Here is a 17,615-nt window from a genome sequence, read left to right as displayed (position 1 = left end):
CTCTCAAGGAGGGGATTTCGTTTGGAAAAGATTGATATTTTCAAAGATATCGCTGAACGGACCGGTGGTGATATCTACTTTGGAGTGGTAGGTGCTGTTCGCACCGGTAAGTCGACATTCATTAAAAAGTTTATGGAACTTGTTGTAATTCCTAACATTGGTAACGAGGCAGACCGCCAACGTGCCCAAGATGAATTACCACAAAGTGCCGCTGGTAGAACAATTATGACAACAGAGCCAAAATTTGTACCGAATCAAGCAGTGTCTATTCAAGTAGAAGATGGGTTAGCTGTTAACATTAGGTTGGTTGATTGTGTAGGCTATACGGTACCAGGAGCAAAGGGCTATGAGGACGAGAATGGACCTCGTATGATAAACACACCTTGGTATGAAGAGCCGATTCCGTTTCATGAAGCAGCTGAGATTGGAACGCGCAAGGTAATACAAGAGCATTCTACAATTGGTGTTGTTGTTACTACGGACGGTACTATCGGTGAAATTCCACGTCGTGATTACCTAGAAGCTGAAGAGCGTGTTGTAAATGAATTAAAAGAAGTAGGAAAGCCATTTATTATGGTCATCAACACTGTACAGCCGTATCATCCTGATACAGAGCAATTGCGTCAGCATTTAATTGGGCAATATGACATTCCTGTTCTTGCGATGAGTGTAGAAGGTATGCGAGAAGGTGATGTGTTAAATGTACTTCGTGAAGCGCTTTATGAATTCCCTGTTTTGGAAGTGAATGTGAACCTGCCGAGCTGGGTGATGGTGCTAAATGAAAATCATTGGTTGCGACAAAGCTATCAAGAAGCTGTACAAGAAACAGTAAAAGACATTAAGCGTCTTCGCGATGTAGATCGTGTAGTGTGGCAGTTCAGTCAGTACGAATTTATTGATCGAGCAAGCCTTGCTGGTATTGATATGGGGCAAGGTGTTGCTGAAATTGATTTATATGCACCAGATGAGCTGTATGACCAAATTCTGAAAGAGGTTGTCGGTGTAGAAATTCGCGGTAAAGATCACTTGCTGAAGCTTATGCTAGACTTTGCTCATGCAAAAACAGAATATGATCAAGTAGCAGATGCGCTACGCATGGTGAAGCAAACGGGATATGGCGTTGCTGCTCCTGCACTAGCTGACATGAGTCTAGATGAACCAGAAATTATTCGCCATGGAGCACGTTTTGGTGTAAAGCTAAAGGCTGTAGCCCCATCAATTCATATGATTAAAGTTGATGTGGAATCTACTTTTGAACCTATCATCGGTACCGAAAAGCAAAGTGAAGAGCTAGTTCGATACTTAATGCAGGATTTTGAGGATAATCCGTTATCTATTTGGAAATCTGATATATTCGGTCGTTCACTTAGCTCTATTGTGCGAGAAGGCATTCAAGCGAAGCTGTCATTGATGCCTGAAAATGCAAGGTATAAGTTAAAGGAAACACTTGAACGCATTATCAATGAAGGTTCAGGTGGTTTAATTGCCATCATCTTGTAAGAAACCCTCCTCTGTGGAGGGTTTCTTTATGCTTTTGTTGGGACTTCTCTTGACTCTTTTTTCAGGAGTCTCATTCCTCTTCACTTCAATCAACAAGTCCCATTATATTGTATCTGATAAATGAGTAATTAATGTATAGAAATATTGGTAACATTTTCTTTAAAAAGATTGAATTATACGTAATTATCGTATAAGATAGGGCAAGATAATAAATTATCTGCACCATGGTGGTATAGAATTTCTTTAAATTGCCTACAAATGAAGATAAGACACACTTATCATTCATAGGGTGGTCCTTTTGGGAGGAGGTGAATGGCATGAATAAGACGGATTTAGTAAATGCGGTTGCGGAGGCAAGCGATATCGCAAAAAAAGATGCGACAAAAGCTGTTGATGCTGTTTTTGATGCAATCTTAGAAGCGCTAAAGAATGGTGATAAGGTACAGTTGATCGGATTCGGAAATTTCGAAGTTCGTGAACGTGCTGCTCGCAAGGGACGCAATCCTCAAACTGGCGAAGAAATCGAAATCGCTGCAAGCAAGGTACCTGCGTTCAAACCAGGAAAAGCGTTAAAAGACGCGGTTCAACAATAAACTACACAGCGCTACATAAATGCTGCGTTTCAAAAGACTCCATTTTATATAAAGTGGGGTCTTTTTACTGTTGGGGGAGAAGCTGCTAGTAACAGATTTATCTAGTTCTTTATGTGATAGTTCATTTTTACATATTTTTAAATATTTTTAAATATTTTTAACGAAAACGACATTTTTATATTATAATAACTATATCTAAATATATTATATTTTTAGAAATTTCTAATGCTAACCATGGTAAAGGGGACGTCTTGGATGAACGGACTAAAGAATTTGAAGGTAAGAACGAAGATTTTCTTCATAATTTTCATTAGTACTTTTGCATTATTCGCTGTAGGGGCAACAGGCTTCTATCACATGCGTACCATGAAAGAAAATACGACAGAAATGTATAATGACCGCTTACTTCCGGTTAGATGGGTTAATATTGCCAGATCAAATCTATATATTATAAAAGGGAATGTGCTTGAAACAATGCTAACAAGTGATCCATCCAGGCAGGAAGAGTTAATGAAAGAAATTGATAAGGCAATGAAGGAGAATAATGATTTAATAAAGCTTTATAGTGAGCGAGAACTGAGTGTATTTGAGCAAGAGCGGCTCAAAAAGTATAACACCCTTATATCCATATATAGAGTAGAAAGAGAGAGTTTTAGAAACCTTGTTAACAGGAAATAAAGAAGCCGCTTATTTGCAGTTTCAACAAAAAGCTAATCCGGCCCTGCTAGAAGCAGAAAGAATTATTAGAGAATTGGCGGAGTATAATGCAGATACTGCAGAAAAATTAGACCTTGCAAATACCAACAGTGCTCGTAATGCAGATCGTACTATTTTGTGTATTATTATCGGAGCTATGGTGAGTAGCATTGCAGTTGGGCTGTTTATTTCAAGATTAATTACCCGTCCATTAAAAGAAGTGCAACGTTTAATGGGAATTGCTGAAACAGGGGATTTAACAGCAGTAGGTAGTTATTACTCCAAAGATGAAATTGGTATGTTAATTAAATCGTATAATCAAATGTTGCGAGGGTTTCGTTCAGTTATTATTCAAATCCATGAAACCGCACATATTTTAGCTGCAAATTCAGAAGAGCTTGTTGCCTCGGAAGAACAAGCGCGAACAGCAAGTAATCAAATTACAAATTATATGCAAGCTGTATCCATCGGAGCAGCGCAACAAGTGGAGCAACTGCAACAGGTGACGATTGCAACAGAAGAAATGGTATCTGGTATCCAGCACATTGCAGTAAATACACAAAATGTAGAGCAAGCTTCTCATCATACGAAATCCCAGACGGAAGAGGGGCGGGCATTTGTCGTTACTTCTGTTCAGCAAATGAAGCAAATCTCAGAAGCGGTAAAGGTATCAGCGGAGTTTATACAATATATGCACAAAAGCTCTCAAGATATTGAAAGAATTGTAACCGCTATTACGAATATTTCGGGACAAACAAATTTATTGGCTTTAAATGCCAGTATTGAAGCTGCCCGTGCTGGTGAAAATGGTAGAGGCTTTGCTGTAGTAGCTGACGAGGTTCGTAAGCTGGCAGAACAAACAGCTGTTTCTGCACAGCAAATTAAACAACTTATCCAACAGATTCAGAGTCAGTCTTCACATTGTGTAGAGTCCATGAGCCTTGTTACGGAAGAAGTGGAATCTGGTGTTGTTGGTATGAGTAAAATTGATAACGCCTTTGAAGATATTATGCAAGCGGTTGCGAGAATGTTTGTAGAGGTGCAAGCGGTCGCCTCTATATCCCAACAACTAGCTGTTGGAAGTAAACAAGTAGCTGCATCAGCAGTGCAAATTGCTGATGTATCTCGTGAAGCAACGCATTCTATTCACACTGTTTCTGTTGTATCTCAATCTCAAGAGGCATCTATGGAAGATATTTCGCAAGCAGCTAAGAGTCTTGCTAATCTGGCTGAAGATATGCAACAAACCGTGGGTCGATTTAAATTTTAATGATATATAATTCTATACGTTGTATAGTGCTGATTTTTGCTTTTAAAAACATGTTTATGCTAGAATGTGTTCATATGAATACTAGCTATGAGTGTGGGAGGATTTAAACGGATGGCAAAAGTAAACTTATCACAAATTGAAGAAGCAGTAAGATTAATTTTGGAAGCAATCGGGGATGATCCAAATCGAGAAGGTGTACTAGAAACACCTAAGCGTGTGGCAAAAATGTATGCTGAAGTATTTTCAGGTATGCACGAAGATCCAAAAGAGCATTTACATAAAGTTTTTGGAGAAGAACATGAGGAATTAGTTCTTGTGAAAGATATTCCGTTCTATTCTATGTGTGAACATCATCTTGTTCCATTTTATGGAGTAGCGCATGTTGCATATATTCCAAAAGGCGGTCGTGTAACGGGATTAAGCAAGCTTGCACGTACAGTGGATACGATAGCGCGTAGACCACAGTTGCAAGAGCGTATCACTTCTAGCGTTGTGGATGCTATTATGGAAGTTCTTGAGCCTCATGGCGCAATGGTAGTTGTGGAAGCTGAGCATATGTGTATGACAATGCGTGGTGTGAAAAAACCTGGGGCTAAGACAGTGACATCTGCTGTACGTGGCGTATTGGAAACCGATGCAGCGGCAAGAGCAGAGGTGTTATCTTTTATTAAATCTAACTAAAAAGAAAAGCAGGACACTGCTTTTCTTTTTTTATCATTAACGGGCAGTAAGCTTTTTGGAGGATATAAACGAAGGAAGTGGAAAAGCAACTGTCCGTAAAAGCCTGATTGGTTCAACTAACCTTTAGCGATAAAATCATTCCCTAAAGGAAGTTTCACCTTATAGTCAAACCCATACATGTGATATAATAAGTTTTATTGCACGTAGGATTTTTTAGAAACAAGGGTGATGTAAGTGTATAACAACAACTTCAAGATATTGAAGGAAAGGCTTCAAGTAAAGTTGCAGCATCCCGTTCTTATGCAGCATATTGATATGCCGGATGTGGATGAGGAAAAGTTGCTCTTATTGTATTCGATACTAAAAAGCGCCAAATTGCATACAAAGCATATAGAGCATTATGCTGTGGCAGTGATGCTTGTTCAAATCGCTCTTGATACACATGAAAAAGTGTCCGAAATGAATGTAAAGAAACGCCAGCTTACGGTATTAGCAGGAGATTACTATAGCGGACTGTATTATCATTTATTAGCTGACAATCATGATATTTCTTTTATTAGAACATTGGCTAAAGCGATCGAAGAAGTGAATGAACATAAAATTTATCTTCATCAACATAGGGCAGCTACGGTAACTGAGATGATTCATAGTGTGCAAATGATTGAAGCGTCCCTGATTATGAAAACGTGTCAGCATTTTCAAGTTACTGGCTGGGAAGAGTATGCAGCTCTATTTTTAGGATATGCACGTATTGAGAGAGAATATAAACAGGCTTGCAATGGTGAAAGCTCAGTTATCTTTGCGGCATGGAAAAGCTTATCTGGTGAAGAGTGGGAACAAGAGTATCAAGTGTACAGACAAAACGCTGTGAGGGAGCTGTATGACTCTCCCATATATGAGCAATGGACAGCTATGACTGGGCATCAACTTTAACAGGAGGTAAAGCATCTATGCAACAATCTAAAGAAGAACGTGTACATGATGTGTTTGAAAAAATTTACAAAAAGTACGATGTAATGAATTCTGTCATTAGTTTTCAGCGGCATAAAGCATGGCGCAAATATACAATGAAAGTCATGGATGTAAAGCCTGGTCAAACAGCATTGGATGTTTGTTGCGGTACAGCTGATTGGACAATATCTCTTGCAGAGGCAGTTGGTCCAAACGGTAAAGTATATGGGCTGGACTTTAGTAAAAATATGTTGTCTGTAGGAGAAGAGAAAATAAAAGTAAGACAAATGAAGCAGGTTACGTTACTACATGGGAACGCAATGTCTCTCCCTTTTGAAGATAATACGTTTGACTACGTAACCATTGGATTTGGCTTACGAAATGTACCAGATTATATGCATGTATTAAAAGAGATGTATCGTGTGGTAAAACCTGGGGGACAAGTGGTTTGCTTAGAAACCTCACAACCCACCATGTTTGGCATCAGACATTTGTATCTCGTGTATTTTCGTTATATTATGCCTGCTTTTGGTAAAATATTTGCTAAAAGTTATAACGAATATTCTTGGTTACAGGAATCTGCTCGTACGTTTCCGGGTATAAAGGAATTAACACGTATGTTTAAAGAGGCAGGGTTTGTAAAAGTGCGAACAAAAGCTTTTACGTTCGGTGTAGCCGCAATGCACATCGGCTATAAAGGAGAACATCATTTAGGTTAAGGTGACAATATGAAGCTACAAGTAATGTATTCATTTTTAAAGTCAGATCTTGATAAGGTGGAGCAAGAACTTAAACAAATAGCCGTTTCTAATGACCCGTTGCTCGCTGAAGCGGCTTTAGCACTTATCGAAGCCGGAGGAAAACGTATTAGGCCGGTATTTGTATTGCTTGCTGGAAAATTCGGCGCATATAAATTTGAGACAATTAAACATGTAGCTGTCGCGTTAGAGCTGATACACATGGCATCTCTCGTACATGATGATGTAATAGATAATGCTTATGTTAGACGAGGATGTGCAACGGTCAATGCAAGATGGGGCGATAAGGTGGCTATGTATACCGGTGATTACCTGTTTGCCAAATCGTTAGAATGCATTACAAATTTAGAAATGCCAGAAATACATAAAGTCCTCTCACACACAATGGTGGAGTTATGTAAGGGAGAAATTGAACAAATTCGTGATAAATATAACTTTAACCAAAATTTGCGCACCTACTTAAGACGAATTAAACGTAAAACAGCTTTGCTTATCGCATCAAGCTGTCAGCTTGGTGCAGTAGCTGCCGGCGCAGATGAGCAAACATCCAAGCGTTTATTTTGGTTTGGTTATTTTGTTGGAATGTCCTATCAAATTATTGATGACATTTTAGATTTTATGTCTAACGAAGAAGAATTAGGTAAGCCAGCAGGAGAAGATTTACGTCAAGGAAATATTACATTGCCTGTTCTATATGCAATGGAGACCCCGGCTATTAAAAGAAAACTTGAAACGGTTCATGCAGGCATGGATAGAGCCGATATGCAGTATATGATTCACCTAATTAAAGACGGCGACGCAATCGAACGTTCATTTGAACTAAGTGAAAGGTATTTACAAAAAGCGTTGAAAATCATACAGTCACTACCTAAAAGTCAAGCAAAATCAGCTATGCAAAGTATTGCCAAATATATAGGAAAGAGAAAGTTTTGATTTTTTTAAAACGATTGATCATTTCTCCATTTCTGAACAGTTGCTAAATTTAAAAAGTAATGATAGTATTCTCTATGGGAGAACCCTATACATATTCAAGGAAGTGGAGAGATTTTCATGGAAAAAACATATCTAATGATCAAACCTGACGGCGTACAACGGAATGTAATTGGGGAAATCGTGTCTCGTTTTGAAAAAAAGGGGTTTCAATTGGTAGGCGCGAAATTAATGCAAGTAACAAAAGAAACAGCAGAACTACATTATGCTGAGCATAAAGAAAGACCGTTCTTCGGAGAGTTAGTTGATTTTATTACTTCTGCGCCTGTGTTTGCTATGGTGTGGCAAGGTGAAGGTGTAATTGCAACAGCTCGTCAAATGATGGGCAAAACAAACCCAAAAGAAGCTGCTCCAGGAACGGTTCGCGGTGATTACGGTGTAACGGTAGGTAAAAATATTATTCACGGTTCCGATTCTCCTGAGAGTGCGGAGCGTGAGATTTCTATCTTCTTCAAAGAAGAAGAACTGGTTTCATACACAAAAATAATAGATGAGTGGGTTTATTAATCTTTCAAAGAGAGATTTGTAAACGCTTTAAGACGCAGTGTGATGTCGCACTGCGTCTTTTTCTTGTAACATTCAGAATTAAAAACTTACCAAATGGAAAACGGTATGTTATATTGATACATAAATAATCTGACAGGAGGGAAATACAGTGAGATATTTGACAGCGGGAGAATCACACGGACCACAATTGACAACAATTATTGAAGGTGTTCCGGCAGGATTGCCTTTATTGGTATCCGATATTAATGAAGAGTTGGCAAGGCGACAAAAAGGTCACGGTCGTGGCCGCAGAATGCAAATTGAAAAAGATCAAGCAGAAATTTTGAGTGGAGTTCGTCATGGATATACGTTGGGGGGACCTATTGCTTTAGTTGTTGAAAATAACGATTTTAAACATTGGACCAAAATTATGGGTGCTGCCCCTATTACAGAGGAAGAAGCAAAAGAGGTGAAACGACAAATTACACGCCCCCGTCCCGGCCATGCTGATTTAAACGGTGCCATTAAGTATGGGCATCGTGATATGCGTAACGTCTTAGAACGATCTTCCGCCAGGGAAACAACCATGCGCGTAGCTGCAGGTGCAGTAGCAAAGCGTATTTTAAAGGAGTTAGGTATTCAGGTTGCAGGCCATGTTATTGAGATTGGTGGCGTAAAATCCAGTCATACATATACGTCGATAGAAGAAGTAAAGCGCATTACAGAGGAATCACCTGTACGCTGTTTAGATGCTGAAGCAGGCGCTCGTATGATGCAAGCGATAGATGATGCAAAAGCAAATGGAGATTCAATCGGTGGTATTGTAGAGGTAATTGTGGAAGGTGTGCCTGTAGGAGTAGGAAGCTATACGCATTACGACCATAAGCTTGATGCAAAGCTTGCGGCAGCTATGATGAGTATTAATGCTTTTAAAGGCGTAGAGATTGGTATCGGTTTTGAAGCGGCAAGAAAACCTGGAAGCCAAGTACATGATGAAATTATTTGGACTGAAAAAGGATATGGTCGTAGCACAAATAATGCCGGTGGGTTTGAAGGTGGTATGACAACGGGTATGCCAATTGTAGTGCGCGGTGTGATGAAGCCAATTCCGACCTTGTACAAGCCGCTTCGCAGTGTAGATATTGAAACAAAAGAAGAGTTCCAAGCAAGTATTGAACGTTCTGACAGCTGTGCGGTACCGGCTGCAAGTGTTGTGGCGGAAGCTGTCGTTGCTTGGGAGCTTGCAGCAGCTATTGTTGAGCAATTTGGAAGGGACAGAATGGACTTAATTAAAAACAATATAGATAAGCATAGAGAATATGCGAGGGAATTTTAATGCGCTATATTGAAACAAAATCAAAGTGTTATCCGTTATATTTAGGTGAAGAGGGACTTGCAGCGCTGCGAAGTGTATACCAACAGTTACAACCGACCCCCTCCGCTGTTCTTGTTATTTCAGATTCTTCCATAGCGCCATTGTATATGAAACAGGTAACAGAAGCGCTAACAAGTGCTGATGTGCATACGTATGTAATACCAAGCGGTGAAAAAGAGAAATCTTTTGAAAATTATTATGCCATCCAAACATATGCACTAGAAAAGGGGATGGACAGAAGGTCGGTCATTATAGCGCTTGGTGGAGGAGTGATTGGCGATTTAGCAGGGTTTGTAGCTGCAACTTTTATGCGTGGCATTCGTTTTATACAAATGCCAACAACTCTTTTAGCGCATGACAGTGCAGTAGGTGGAAAAGTGGGCATAAACCATCCGATTGGAAAAAATATGATTGGTGCATTTTATCAGCCAGAAGCTGTTATTTATCATATTCCCTTTTTGTACACGCTACCCCAAGAGGAATGGCGATCTGGCTATGCAGAAGTAATAAAGCATGGTGTCATTGGTGATGCACATCTGTATGATTGGTTACAAAAGGAAATTTTAAGCCTGGAAGATTTACGCGGAGAAAAATTACAGTATGCATTGCAGCAAGCAATTGCTGTAAAAGCAAAGGTTGTAGCTGCTGATGAGACAGAGTCTAGTGTACGTGCCTATTTAAATTTTGGCCATACCCTTGGTCATGCTATTGAGGCGGAGCTGGGGTATGGTCGGCTGACGCATGGTGATGCGGTGGCTATGGGAATGCGCTTTGCGTTGCTATTGAGTGAGCGTATATACGATGTGGACTTGGCAAGTGTAGCGTTTGCAAAATGGTTGTTTGGGTATGGGTATCCAAAACTTCCGATGGAGCTTAATATAGAGCGTTTATTATTGAGAATGAAGCAAGATAAGAAAGCGCAATCGGGCGAGATTCGTATGGTATTGTTAAGAGGAATTGCAGATGTTTGTGTGGAAGAAGTACAGGATAAAGTTGTGTTAGATGCATTGGCACAATTTATTCAAACAGAAAACTTATAAAAACTAAAAATCACAGAAGTCAGGGGGACATACAATGCTGAAAAAGCAGTTGCTAGAATTACATGCCTATTCTCCGGGTAAATCCATTGATGAAGTGAAGCGAGAATACGGTTTGGAGAAGATCGTTAAACTTGCGTCTAATGAGAATCCGTTTGGTTGTTCACCTAAAGTCTCAGAAGCGCTAACGTCACTTGCGGGGCAGTTTGCATTATATCCAGACGGAGGGGCTTATGAACTGCGCAAGCAGGTAGCCGCACACCTGAACGTTGCGCCGGACCAACTTCTATTTGGCAGTGGGCTGGATGAGGTGATTCAAATGTTGAGCCGCAGTATTTTATCTGCCGGCACAAATACGGTTATGGCAAAACCTACTTTTTCGCAATATCGTCATCATGCAGTGATTGAAAACGCGGAAGTAAGAGAGGTACCACTTCAAAATGGGACGCATGATTTGGAGGGTATGCTGTCACAAGTAGACGAGCACACAAGAATTGTTTGGATATGTAATCCGAACAATCCAACAGGTACATATGTGAACACTAAGCAATTACAAGACTTTTTGTCTCGAATTCCCAAAACGGCTCTTGTTGTAATGGATGAAGCGTATTATGAATATGCAACAGCAGACGATTATCCTGATACGCTGTCCTTATTGCCAAATTATGAAAATATGGTTGTATTACGCACGTTTTCTAAAGCGTATGGTTTGGCATCATTCCGCATGGGGTATGCAGTTGGGCATGCGTCCTTCATCAGCCGTTTGCAAGCAGGCAGATTGCCGTTTAATACATCTTCTTTCGCACAAGTTGCAGCTATAGCCGCACTTCAGGATCAGAAATTTATTGAGCAATGTGTAAAGGCGAATGAAAAGGGATTACAACGCTATTATGAATTTTGTAAGAGACATGATATCAACTATTATCCTTCCCAAGCAAACTTCATCTTTATGGAAGTAGGAGACGGAAATGCAGTGTTTCAAGAGCTTCTGCAGGCCGGCTATATTGTACGCTCGGGTGCAGGGTTAGGATTGCCAAACGGTATTCGTATCACCATTGGTAGTGAAGAAGAAAATGAAGAGATTATCGCACTGCTTGAAAAAGTTGTAGCCAAAAAAGAAAACTGCTTGTAAGTAACGGGAGTGAGTAGTATGAAATTGCAGCAAAGAAGCTTAGTAGGAGAACTCCGTATCCCTGGAGATAAATCTATTTCTCATCGTGCCGTGATGTTCGGCTCTATTGCGGAAGGTAAAACAACTGTGTCAGGATTTTTGCCTGGTGAAGATTGTTTAAGTACCATTTCTTGCTTTCGCAAGCTTGGTGTAAGAATTGAACAACAAGGGGAAGAAGTAACCATCTATGGGAAAGGCTTGGAGGGGCTTCAGGAGCCAGCAGAAGTACTTGACGTGGGGAATTCTGGTACAACGATTCGACTTATGATGGGGATTTTGGCTAACGTACCGTTTCACTGTACTTTGATTGGAGATGCTTCTATAGGGAACAGACCGATGAAGAGAGTCACTGATCCTTTACGCTCCATGGGTGTAAAGATTGATGGTAGAGCAGATGGTCAATATACACCGCTTAGCATCCGAGGAGGTAGTACGAAAGCCATTGCTTATCATTCTCCTGTAGCAAGTGCGCAAGTAAAATCTGCTGTGCTACTTGCAGGTCTGCGAGCTGATGGGGTTACTTCAGTTACAGAACCAGAAAAATCAAGAGATCACACAGAGCGAATGCTTGCTGCATTTGGGTGTGAAGTGAAAAGTGAAGGCGTAACAGCGACAATAAGCGGTGGTACGTTACGAGCTACACATGTACAAGTTCCTGGCGATATTTCGTCGGCTGCGTTTTTTCTAGTAGCAGGAGCTATTGTGCCAAATAGTAAGCTCACATTGAAACAAGTTGGTTTAAATCCAACAAGAACAGGTATACTTGAGGTTCTGAAACAAATGGGAGCGAATATTATCATTTCCAATATAAATGAAGAAGCCTTTGAACCATATGGAGACATCACAATTGAAACGTCGGCGCTCCATGGTGTAGAAATTGGTGGAGAACTCATTCCGCGTCTAATTGATGAAATACCTGTTCTGGCGCTCGCGGCAACGCAAGCAGAAGGTATTACGGTTATTAAAGATGCTGCTGAACTTAAGGTGAAAGAAACAAATCGTATTGATACAGTTGTAAAGGAACTAACCAAAATGGGGGCACGAATTGAAGCTACGGATGATGGTATGATTATTTATGGAAAATCATCACTGTGCGGTGCGTCTGTAGATAGTCACGGTGACCATCGTATCGGAATGATGCTTGCAGTTGCTTCCTGTATTGCAAGTGGAGAAACGATTCTTGAGCAGGCAGAAGCCGTTGCGGTGTCCTATCCAAACTTTTTTGAACAATTGAACGAACTAAGTGAAGAATCTCCTCGATAAGAGGGGATTCTTTTGTTTATGGCGTATTTTTAGTACAATAAAAACATAATAGAGAAGGAGAGTATGAAATGATACAAGATGCAATGAAACAGATGGAAAGTGGAAACACAGAGGAGGCGTTTCGCCTTTTAGAAAATATAGCGAAAAAAGGAACGGATGAAGAAAAATATGAAGCAGCTCGCTATTATCATGCAATGGGGTTTTTAGAACAAGCATTAGTGATTGCTGAAGAATTGCATATATTATATCCTGGCGAAAGCGAAATAGCGCTATTTTTAGCTGATGTGTACATTGATTTTGATCGAGAAGATGAAGCGATTGAAGTATTAAATGAAATTGGAGAAGAAGATGAGGTATATGTACAAGCGTTGCTACTTTTAGCAGACTTGTACCAAACGCAAGGTTTGGATGAAGTGGCGGAAACAAAACTGCTCGCAGCTAAGCATCACTTGCCAGATGAACCGATTGTTGATTTTGGGTTAGGTGAATTTTATAGTAGTCGCGGTGATTTTGTAAAAGCTGTCCCTTATTACATGCATATTCTATCGGAAAGAAAAATTGGAGACGTGAATATTTCTCTGCGTTTGGCTGAAGCACTTAGTTCTTTGGGAAATTGGGAAGAAGCCATTTTACATTATGAAGAGGGCTTAAAAGACCAGAAGGACATTCATACATTGTTTGGATATGCATTTACCTTATACCAAGCGATGTATTACGAACGAGCATTGCCTGTGTTTTTGGAATTAAAAGAGCTCGATCCGCAGTATACGGCACTGTATGTATACGCAGCACGCTGCTATGAAGAGCAGGGGATGCTGCAAGAAAGCTATGATTTACTTCGTGAAGGTGTAAAAACAGATGAGTTTTCTGTGGATTTTCATGTGCGCTTGGCAGATGCCGCAGCAAGACTTGGAAACATACAAGAAGCAGAAGGGGCACTACTTGAAGCATTGGCGCTTGACCCAGCACATATGGAAGCGGTGTCGAAGTACATTTACATTTTGCAAGAGCAAGATAAGCACGAGGAAATTGTTGAAGCAGTTAAAATTGCAGTTGAAAATGGTGAAGATGACCCGCAACTTACGTGGGATCGTGCGCGTGCAGAAAAAGAGCTGGAGCTTTATTCAGATGCATTAAAACATTATCGCGATGCATATACTTCTTTTAAGGATAATCTTTCCTTCTTGGAGGAATATGGATTGTTTTTATTGGAAGAAGGGGAGAGAGCAGAAGCGAGAGAGGTTTTTGAGAAGATCCTGCAGTTGGACTCAACTCAAACGCATATTGAAGAGCTGTTATATAATTTGTAACATTTAAAGAACAAAGAAGGAAACGGGACATCTTTTCTTGAATGTATTGATAAAAAAGTGGGCAGAGGAGGGACTGTGCGAATGAATACCCCTGTTTCTGTGAATGAAAAAAAGGATTTTGTTAAATGGTTTTTAAGCAATTACCAACTTAAGCAAAGGGAATGTGTATGGATCTTGAACTATTTAATGAGTCATGATCAATTGATGAGAAAGGTACATTTCGTAGAGCACGCTAAGTATTGTCCGCGCGGTCTTGTGATGTCAACCAGCTGTGTAAAAGAAGCGCCGTTTCACTTCTATAAGCAAAACATTATGACAACAGATGCAGAAAAATCATTTCACGATATTCGTTTGAATCGAGATGAAGACATTTATATCCAGCTCAATTTCACGTCATCTTTTCAAAATGCTAACTACGTAGCGGTTCTCGAAGAAAATCCATATCTTCCAAAAAATATGGAAACGAATGAGAGAGATCGATTGCTGGCAGAGCGCTTTCTTGAAGAAAGTATACAAACATTTAGACGTAGCCGCTTGCTTAAACTAATTGACAATGCTCTAGATACGCAGGATGCCACAGCTTTTGCAGAGCTTACTGCACAGTTGAAGAAATTGTAAAGATAGGTAAAAATGTAAAAATTGTGACAAACAAAAAGAAAAACCCTCTATTACGGAGGGTTTTTCTTTTTGTTTGTAATAGCTATATGTTTTAATAGATTATGGAAGAATTTAAAGGAGGCATAACATGAAGTGGCGTACAAAAGACATTGAAGTATATGAAACAGCGAAAGAATATATTGATACGGCGCTGGTGCCGCTTATACCCTTTGCTCTTGAGGGAGCCTTGCAAGAAGTTGTTAGGCAAGGTGAATTTGTAGACTGTTTAAGTGCTGAAATGGAAAGAGAATATAAAGGGCGCATTGTATTACTTCCTCCGTTCACTTATTTAACGAGTGAAAAAGAAGACGAGCAAGAGCGTTTAAAACGGTGGGAGAGCCGCATCAAAGAAAGTGGTATCAAACATATTGTTTATATTACAAGTGATTATGAATGGAAAGCTTGTCCTGTACAAGAAACTGTGATTTGGTTACCTGCGATTCCTTTGTATCAATTGGAAGAGCATACACGTCGTGATGTATTGCAAGCTAATGTGCGTGATATCCACAAAATTTTGACAGAAAAGTGGGAAAAGACAGAATAAAATAATTGTTTCTATGATTATGAGTAGTATGTTATTGACCTGGAAGATTTGTTATTATATCATGATAGTGTCCTAGTTTTTCAAATTTTTGATTGGTTATCCTAAAGGGTTGATAGAGGGGGGAAATTTTCATGAGCGAGAAAGAACATAGGGTATCACGCCGCCAGTTTTTGAACTACACGCTTACCGGTGTAGGGGGATTTATGGCAGCGGGCATGCTGATGCCAATGACACGCTTTGCGCTTGATCCGGTGCTGCAAAAGGAAGAAAGTTCGGATATGGTAGCAGTTGGATTAGTAAAGGATATTACAGCTGAACCAAAGCGTGTTGACTTTAAAGTCAAGCAGGTTGATGGTTGGTACAAATCTGATGAACCAAAGTCTGCGTGGGTGTACAAAAATGAAAGCGGCGACATCGTAGCACTATCACCAGTATGTAAGCATTTAGGTTGCGTTGTTAACTGGAACAGCGACAAGTCACACCCAAATCAATTCTATTGTCCGTGTCATGGCGGACGATATGAAAAGAGTGGTAAAAACATTGCAGGTACACCACCTCTAGCGCCACTTGATGTGTATGAATCTAAAGTGGCAGACGGTAAATTGTACTTAGGAAAAGCGAAGCCGGCAGGAGGTGCCAAGTAGATGTTGAACAAAATCTATGACTGGGTCGATGAACGCCTTGATATTACGCCGCTTTGGCGTGACATTGCGGATCATGAGGTACCAGAGCACGTAAATCCTGCACATCATTTTTCTGCATTCGTTTACTGCTTTGGCGGACTTACATTCTTCGTCACGGTTATTCAAATTCTTTCAGGTATGTTTTTGACAATGTATTATGTACCTGATATTAAAAATGCTTGGGAATCTGTTTATTATCTTCAAAATGAAGTTGCTTACGGTCAAATTGTTCGTGGTATGCATCACTGGGGGGCAAGTCTTGTAATTGTTATGATGTTTTTACATACATTGCGTGTATTTTTCCAAGGTGCATATAAAAAGCCTCGTGAATTAAACTGGATTGTTGGGGTTTTAATCTTTGGGGTTATGATGGGATTAGGCTTTACTGGCTACTTGCTTCCATGGGATATGAAGGCTTTGTTTGCAACAAAAGTAGGCTTGCAAATTGCAGAGCAAACACCTTTAATTGGCCCATATGTGAAAACGCTTTTAGCAGGTCACTCTGAAATTGTTGGTGCGCAAACATTGACACGCTTTTTTGCAATTCATGTATTCTTTTTACCAGGCGCCTTGCTTGGTTTGATGGGAGCTCACTTTGTTATTATTCGTAAGCAAGGTATTTCAGGACCATTATAAGAGATTTATATGTTTATATGAAGGAGGGAGACTATGCATCGGGGCAAAGGGATGAAGTTTGTTGGTGATTCACGCGTACCGGCAGTTCGAAAACCGAATATTCCAAAGGATTACTCGGAATATCCGGGCAAAACAGAAGCGTTTTGGCCAAACTTCTTATTAAAGGAATGGATGGTTGGTTCAGTATTTTTAATTGGATATTTATGTTTAACGGTTGCGCATCCTTCACCGTTAGAGCGAATGGCAGATCCGACGGATACCGGATACATACCATTACCTGACTGGTATTTCTTATTCTTGTATCAGCTATTAAAATACACATATGCGGCAGGACCGTACACAGTAATCGGTGCTTTCATTATGCCTGGTATTGCAGGGGGCGCATTGCTTCTCGCACCATTTATTGATAAGGGGCCAGAGCGTCGACCATTTAAAAGACCTGTTGCGACTGGGTTTATGCTGCTTGCCATTGCGTCAATCACGTTTTTAACATGGGAATCAGTTGCGCATCATGATTGGGATGCAGCTAAGAAGCAAGGTGCCATCGTAAAGACTGTACAAGTGGACAAAGAAGCAGATGGTTATAAGATTGCCCAAGCAAACACATGTTTGACATGTCATGGTGAAAACCTGCAAGGTGGACCTGCAGCACCAACGCTACAAAATATGAGTCATACGCCTGAGGAAATCGCTAAGATTGCTAAAGAAGGTAAAGGTGCAATGCCAAAGGGTGTATTCAAAGGTACTGATGAGGAACTCAAAAAATTGTCTGAGTACATTGCACAATATAACAAGAAGTAGTTGAAGTCGGCTAATATAGCCGACTTTTTTGTGTGTCAGAAACCAAGTTTTAGGCATACAGTGATAAAGACTTACGTACTGTAGAAGTAAGCTGAAAGAAATTTACTTAAGGCAAAATATATAATATTAATAAAAAAAATTGCCCTAATGCTACTTTTCTAGTAATCTAGAGTTATCGTTAATATTTTTGCCTTAGGTAAAGAAAATTACTTT

The 17,615-nt window shown here is 40.0% G+C and carries 19 protein-coding genes; all 19 read left to right on the top strand.

What is annotated here, in order from left to right:
- Positions 1-21: 21 nt before the first annotated feature.
- The 19 genes from spoIVA to MUG87_RS04885 all read left to right on the top strand — a co-directional run bounded on the left by spoIVA (position 22) and on the right by MUG87_RS04885 (position 17,402).
- Positions 22-1,500 carry a stage IV sporulation protein A gene (gene spoIVA, locus MUG87_RS04975; protein WP_247086129.1) on the top strand — a complete coding sequence of 493 codons (1,479 nt, stop codon included), beginning with the start codon at positions 22-24 and terminating at the stop codon, positions 1,498-1,500.
- A gap of 317 nt (positions 1,501-1,817) precedes the next feature.
- Positions 1,818-2,093: an HU family DNA-binding protein gene (locus MUG87_RS04970; RefSeq protein ID WP_124563876.1), complete on the top strand. Its 276-nt coding sequence runs from the start codon at positions 1,818-1,820 to the stop codon at positions 2,091-2,093.
- Between the two features lie 255 nt (positions 2,094-2,348).
- Entirely contained in the window at positions 2,349-2,771 is a 423-nt protein-coding gene (locus tag MUG87_RS04965; RefSeq protein WP_247086127.1) for an MCP four helix bundle domain-containing protein, read from the top strand.
- The gene (locus MUG87_RS04960) at positions 2,755-4,059 is read left to right on the top strand and encodes a methyl-accepting chemotaxis protein (RefSeq protein ID WP_247086124.1); all 1,305 of its coding nucleotides are present in this window, start codon (positions 2,755-2,757) and stop codon (positions 4,057-4,059) included. Before MUG87_RS04965 ends, MUG87_RS04960 begins: the two co-directional genes overlap by 17 nt.
- 111 nt (positions 4,060-4,170) lie before the next feature.
- Positions 4,171-4,740 (top strand): GTP cyclohydrolase I FolE, encoded by a 570-nt coding sequence (gene folE / locus MUG87_RS04955; protein ID WP_247086122.1) that lies wholly within the window; start codon positions 4,171-4,173, stop codon positions 4,738-4,740.
- A 234-nt stretch (positions 4,741-4,974) separates the two neighbouring features.
- Positions 4,975-5,673: a heptaprenyl diphosphate synthase component 1 gene (locus MUG87_RS04950; protein WP_247086120.1), complete on the top strand. Its 699-nt coding sequence runs from the start codon at positions 4,975-4,977 to the stop codon at positions 5,671-5,673.
- Between the two features lie 17 nt (positions 5,674-5,690).
- Positions 5,691-6,410, top strand: coding sequence for a demethylmenaquinone methyltransferase (locus MUG87_RS04945; protein WP_247086118.1), 720 nt, complete (start codon positions 5,691-5,693; stop codon positions 6,408-6,410).
- 9 nt (positions 6,411-6,419) lie between these two features.
- Positions 6,420-7,382 carry a heptaprenyl diphosphate synthase component II gene (gene hepT / locus MUG87_RS04940; protein WP_247086116.1) on the top strand — a complete coding sequence of 321 codons (963 nt, stop codon included), beginning with the start codon at positions 6,420-6,422 and terminating at the stop codon, positions 7,380-7,382.
- A gap of 117 nt (positions 7,383-7,499) precedes the next feature.
- On the top strand, positions 7,500-7,946 hold the full coding sequence (gene ndk, locus MUG87_RS04935; RefSeq protein ID WP_247086114.1) for a nucleoside-diphosphate kinase: 447 nt from the start codon (positions 7,500-7,502) through the stop codon (positions 7,944-7,946).
- 148 nt (positions 7,947-8,094) lie between these two features.
- On the top strand, positions 8,095-9,261 hold the full coding sequence (aroC, locus tag MUG87_RS04930) for a chorismate synthase (protein WP_247086112.1): 1,167 nt from the start codon (positions 8,095-8,097) through the stop codon (positions 9,259-9,261).
- Positions 9,255-10,340 carry a 3-dehydroquinate synthase gene (aroB, locus tag MUG87_RS04925; RefSeq protein WP_368042567.1) on the top strand — a complete coding sequence of 362 codons (1,086 nt, stop codon included), beginning with the start codon at positions 9,255-9,257 and terminating at the stop codon, positions 10,338-10,340. Before aroC ends, aroB begins: the two co-directional genes overlap by 7 nt.
- A gap of 34 nt (positions 10,341-10,374) precedes the next feature.
- Positions 10,375-11,469: a histidinol-phosphate transaminase gene (hisC, locus tag MUG87_RS04920; protein ID WP_247086110.1), complete on the top strand. Its 1,095-nt coding sequence runs from the start codon at positions 10,375-10,377 to the stop codon at positions 11,467-11,469.
- A gap of 18 nt (positions 11,470-11,487) precedes the next feature.
- On the top strand, positions 11,488-12,771 hold the full coding sequence (gene aroA / locus MUG87_RS04915; protein WP_247086108.1) for a 3-phosphoshikimate 1-carboxyvinyltransferase: 1,284 nt from the start codon (positions 11,488-11,490) through the stop codon (positions 12,769-12,771).
- A gap of 68 nt (positions 12,772-12,839) precedes the next feature.
- Positions 12,840-14,081 carry a tetratricopeptide repeat protein gene (locus MUG87_RS04910; RefSeq protein ID WP_247086106.1) on the top strand — a complete coding sequence of 414 codons (1,242 nt, stop codon included), beginning with the start codon at positions 12,840-12,842 and terminating at the stop codon, positions 14,079-14,081.
- An 81-nt stretch (positions 14,082-14,162) separates the two neighbouring features.
- Entirely contained in the window at positions 14,163-14,699 is a 537-nt protein-coding gene (locus tag MUG87_RS04905) for a ReoY family proteolytic degradation factor (RefSeq protein WP_247086104.1), read from the top strand.
- Between the two features lie 127 nt (positions 14,700-14,826).
- Positions 14,827-15,282 (top strand): DUF2487 family protein, encoded by a 456-nt coding sequence (locus tag MUG87_RS04900; protein ID WP_247086102.1) that lies wholly within the window; start codon positions 14,827-14,829, stop codon positions 15,280-15,282.
- A 131-nt stretch (positions 15,283-15,413) separates the two neighbouring features.
- Positions 15,414-15,926 carry a QcrA and Rieske domain-containing protein gene (locus tag MUG87_RS04895; protein ID WP_247086100.1) on the top strand — a complete coding sequence of 171 codons (513 nt, stop codon included), beginning with the start codon at positions 15,414-15,416 and terminating at the stop codon, positions 15,924-15,926.
- Positions 15,927-16,601, top strand: coding sequence for a menaquinol-cytochrome c reductase cytochrome b subunit (qcrB, locus tag MUG87_RS04890; RefSeq protein ID WP_124563889.1), 675 nt, complete (start codon positions 15,927-15,929; stop codon positions 16,599-16,601).
- A 33-nt stretch (positions 16,602-16,634) separates the two neighbouring features.
- Positions 16,635-17,402, top strand: a complete 768-nt coding sequence (locus MUG87_RS04885) for a menaquinol-cytochrome c reductase cytochrome b/c subunit (protein WP_247086098.1) — start codon at positions 16,635-16,637, stop codon at positions 17,400-17,402.
- The last annotated feature ends 213 nt before the right edge of the window (positions 17,403-17,615 follow it).

Origin of the sequence: Ectobacillus sp. JY-23 (assembly GCF_023022965.1) — a bacterium.
Classification (GTDB): Bacteria; Bacillota; Bacilli; order Bacillales; family Bacillaceae_G; genus Ectobacillus.
This window is presented reverse-complemented; position numbering and strand designations above follow the sequence as displayed.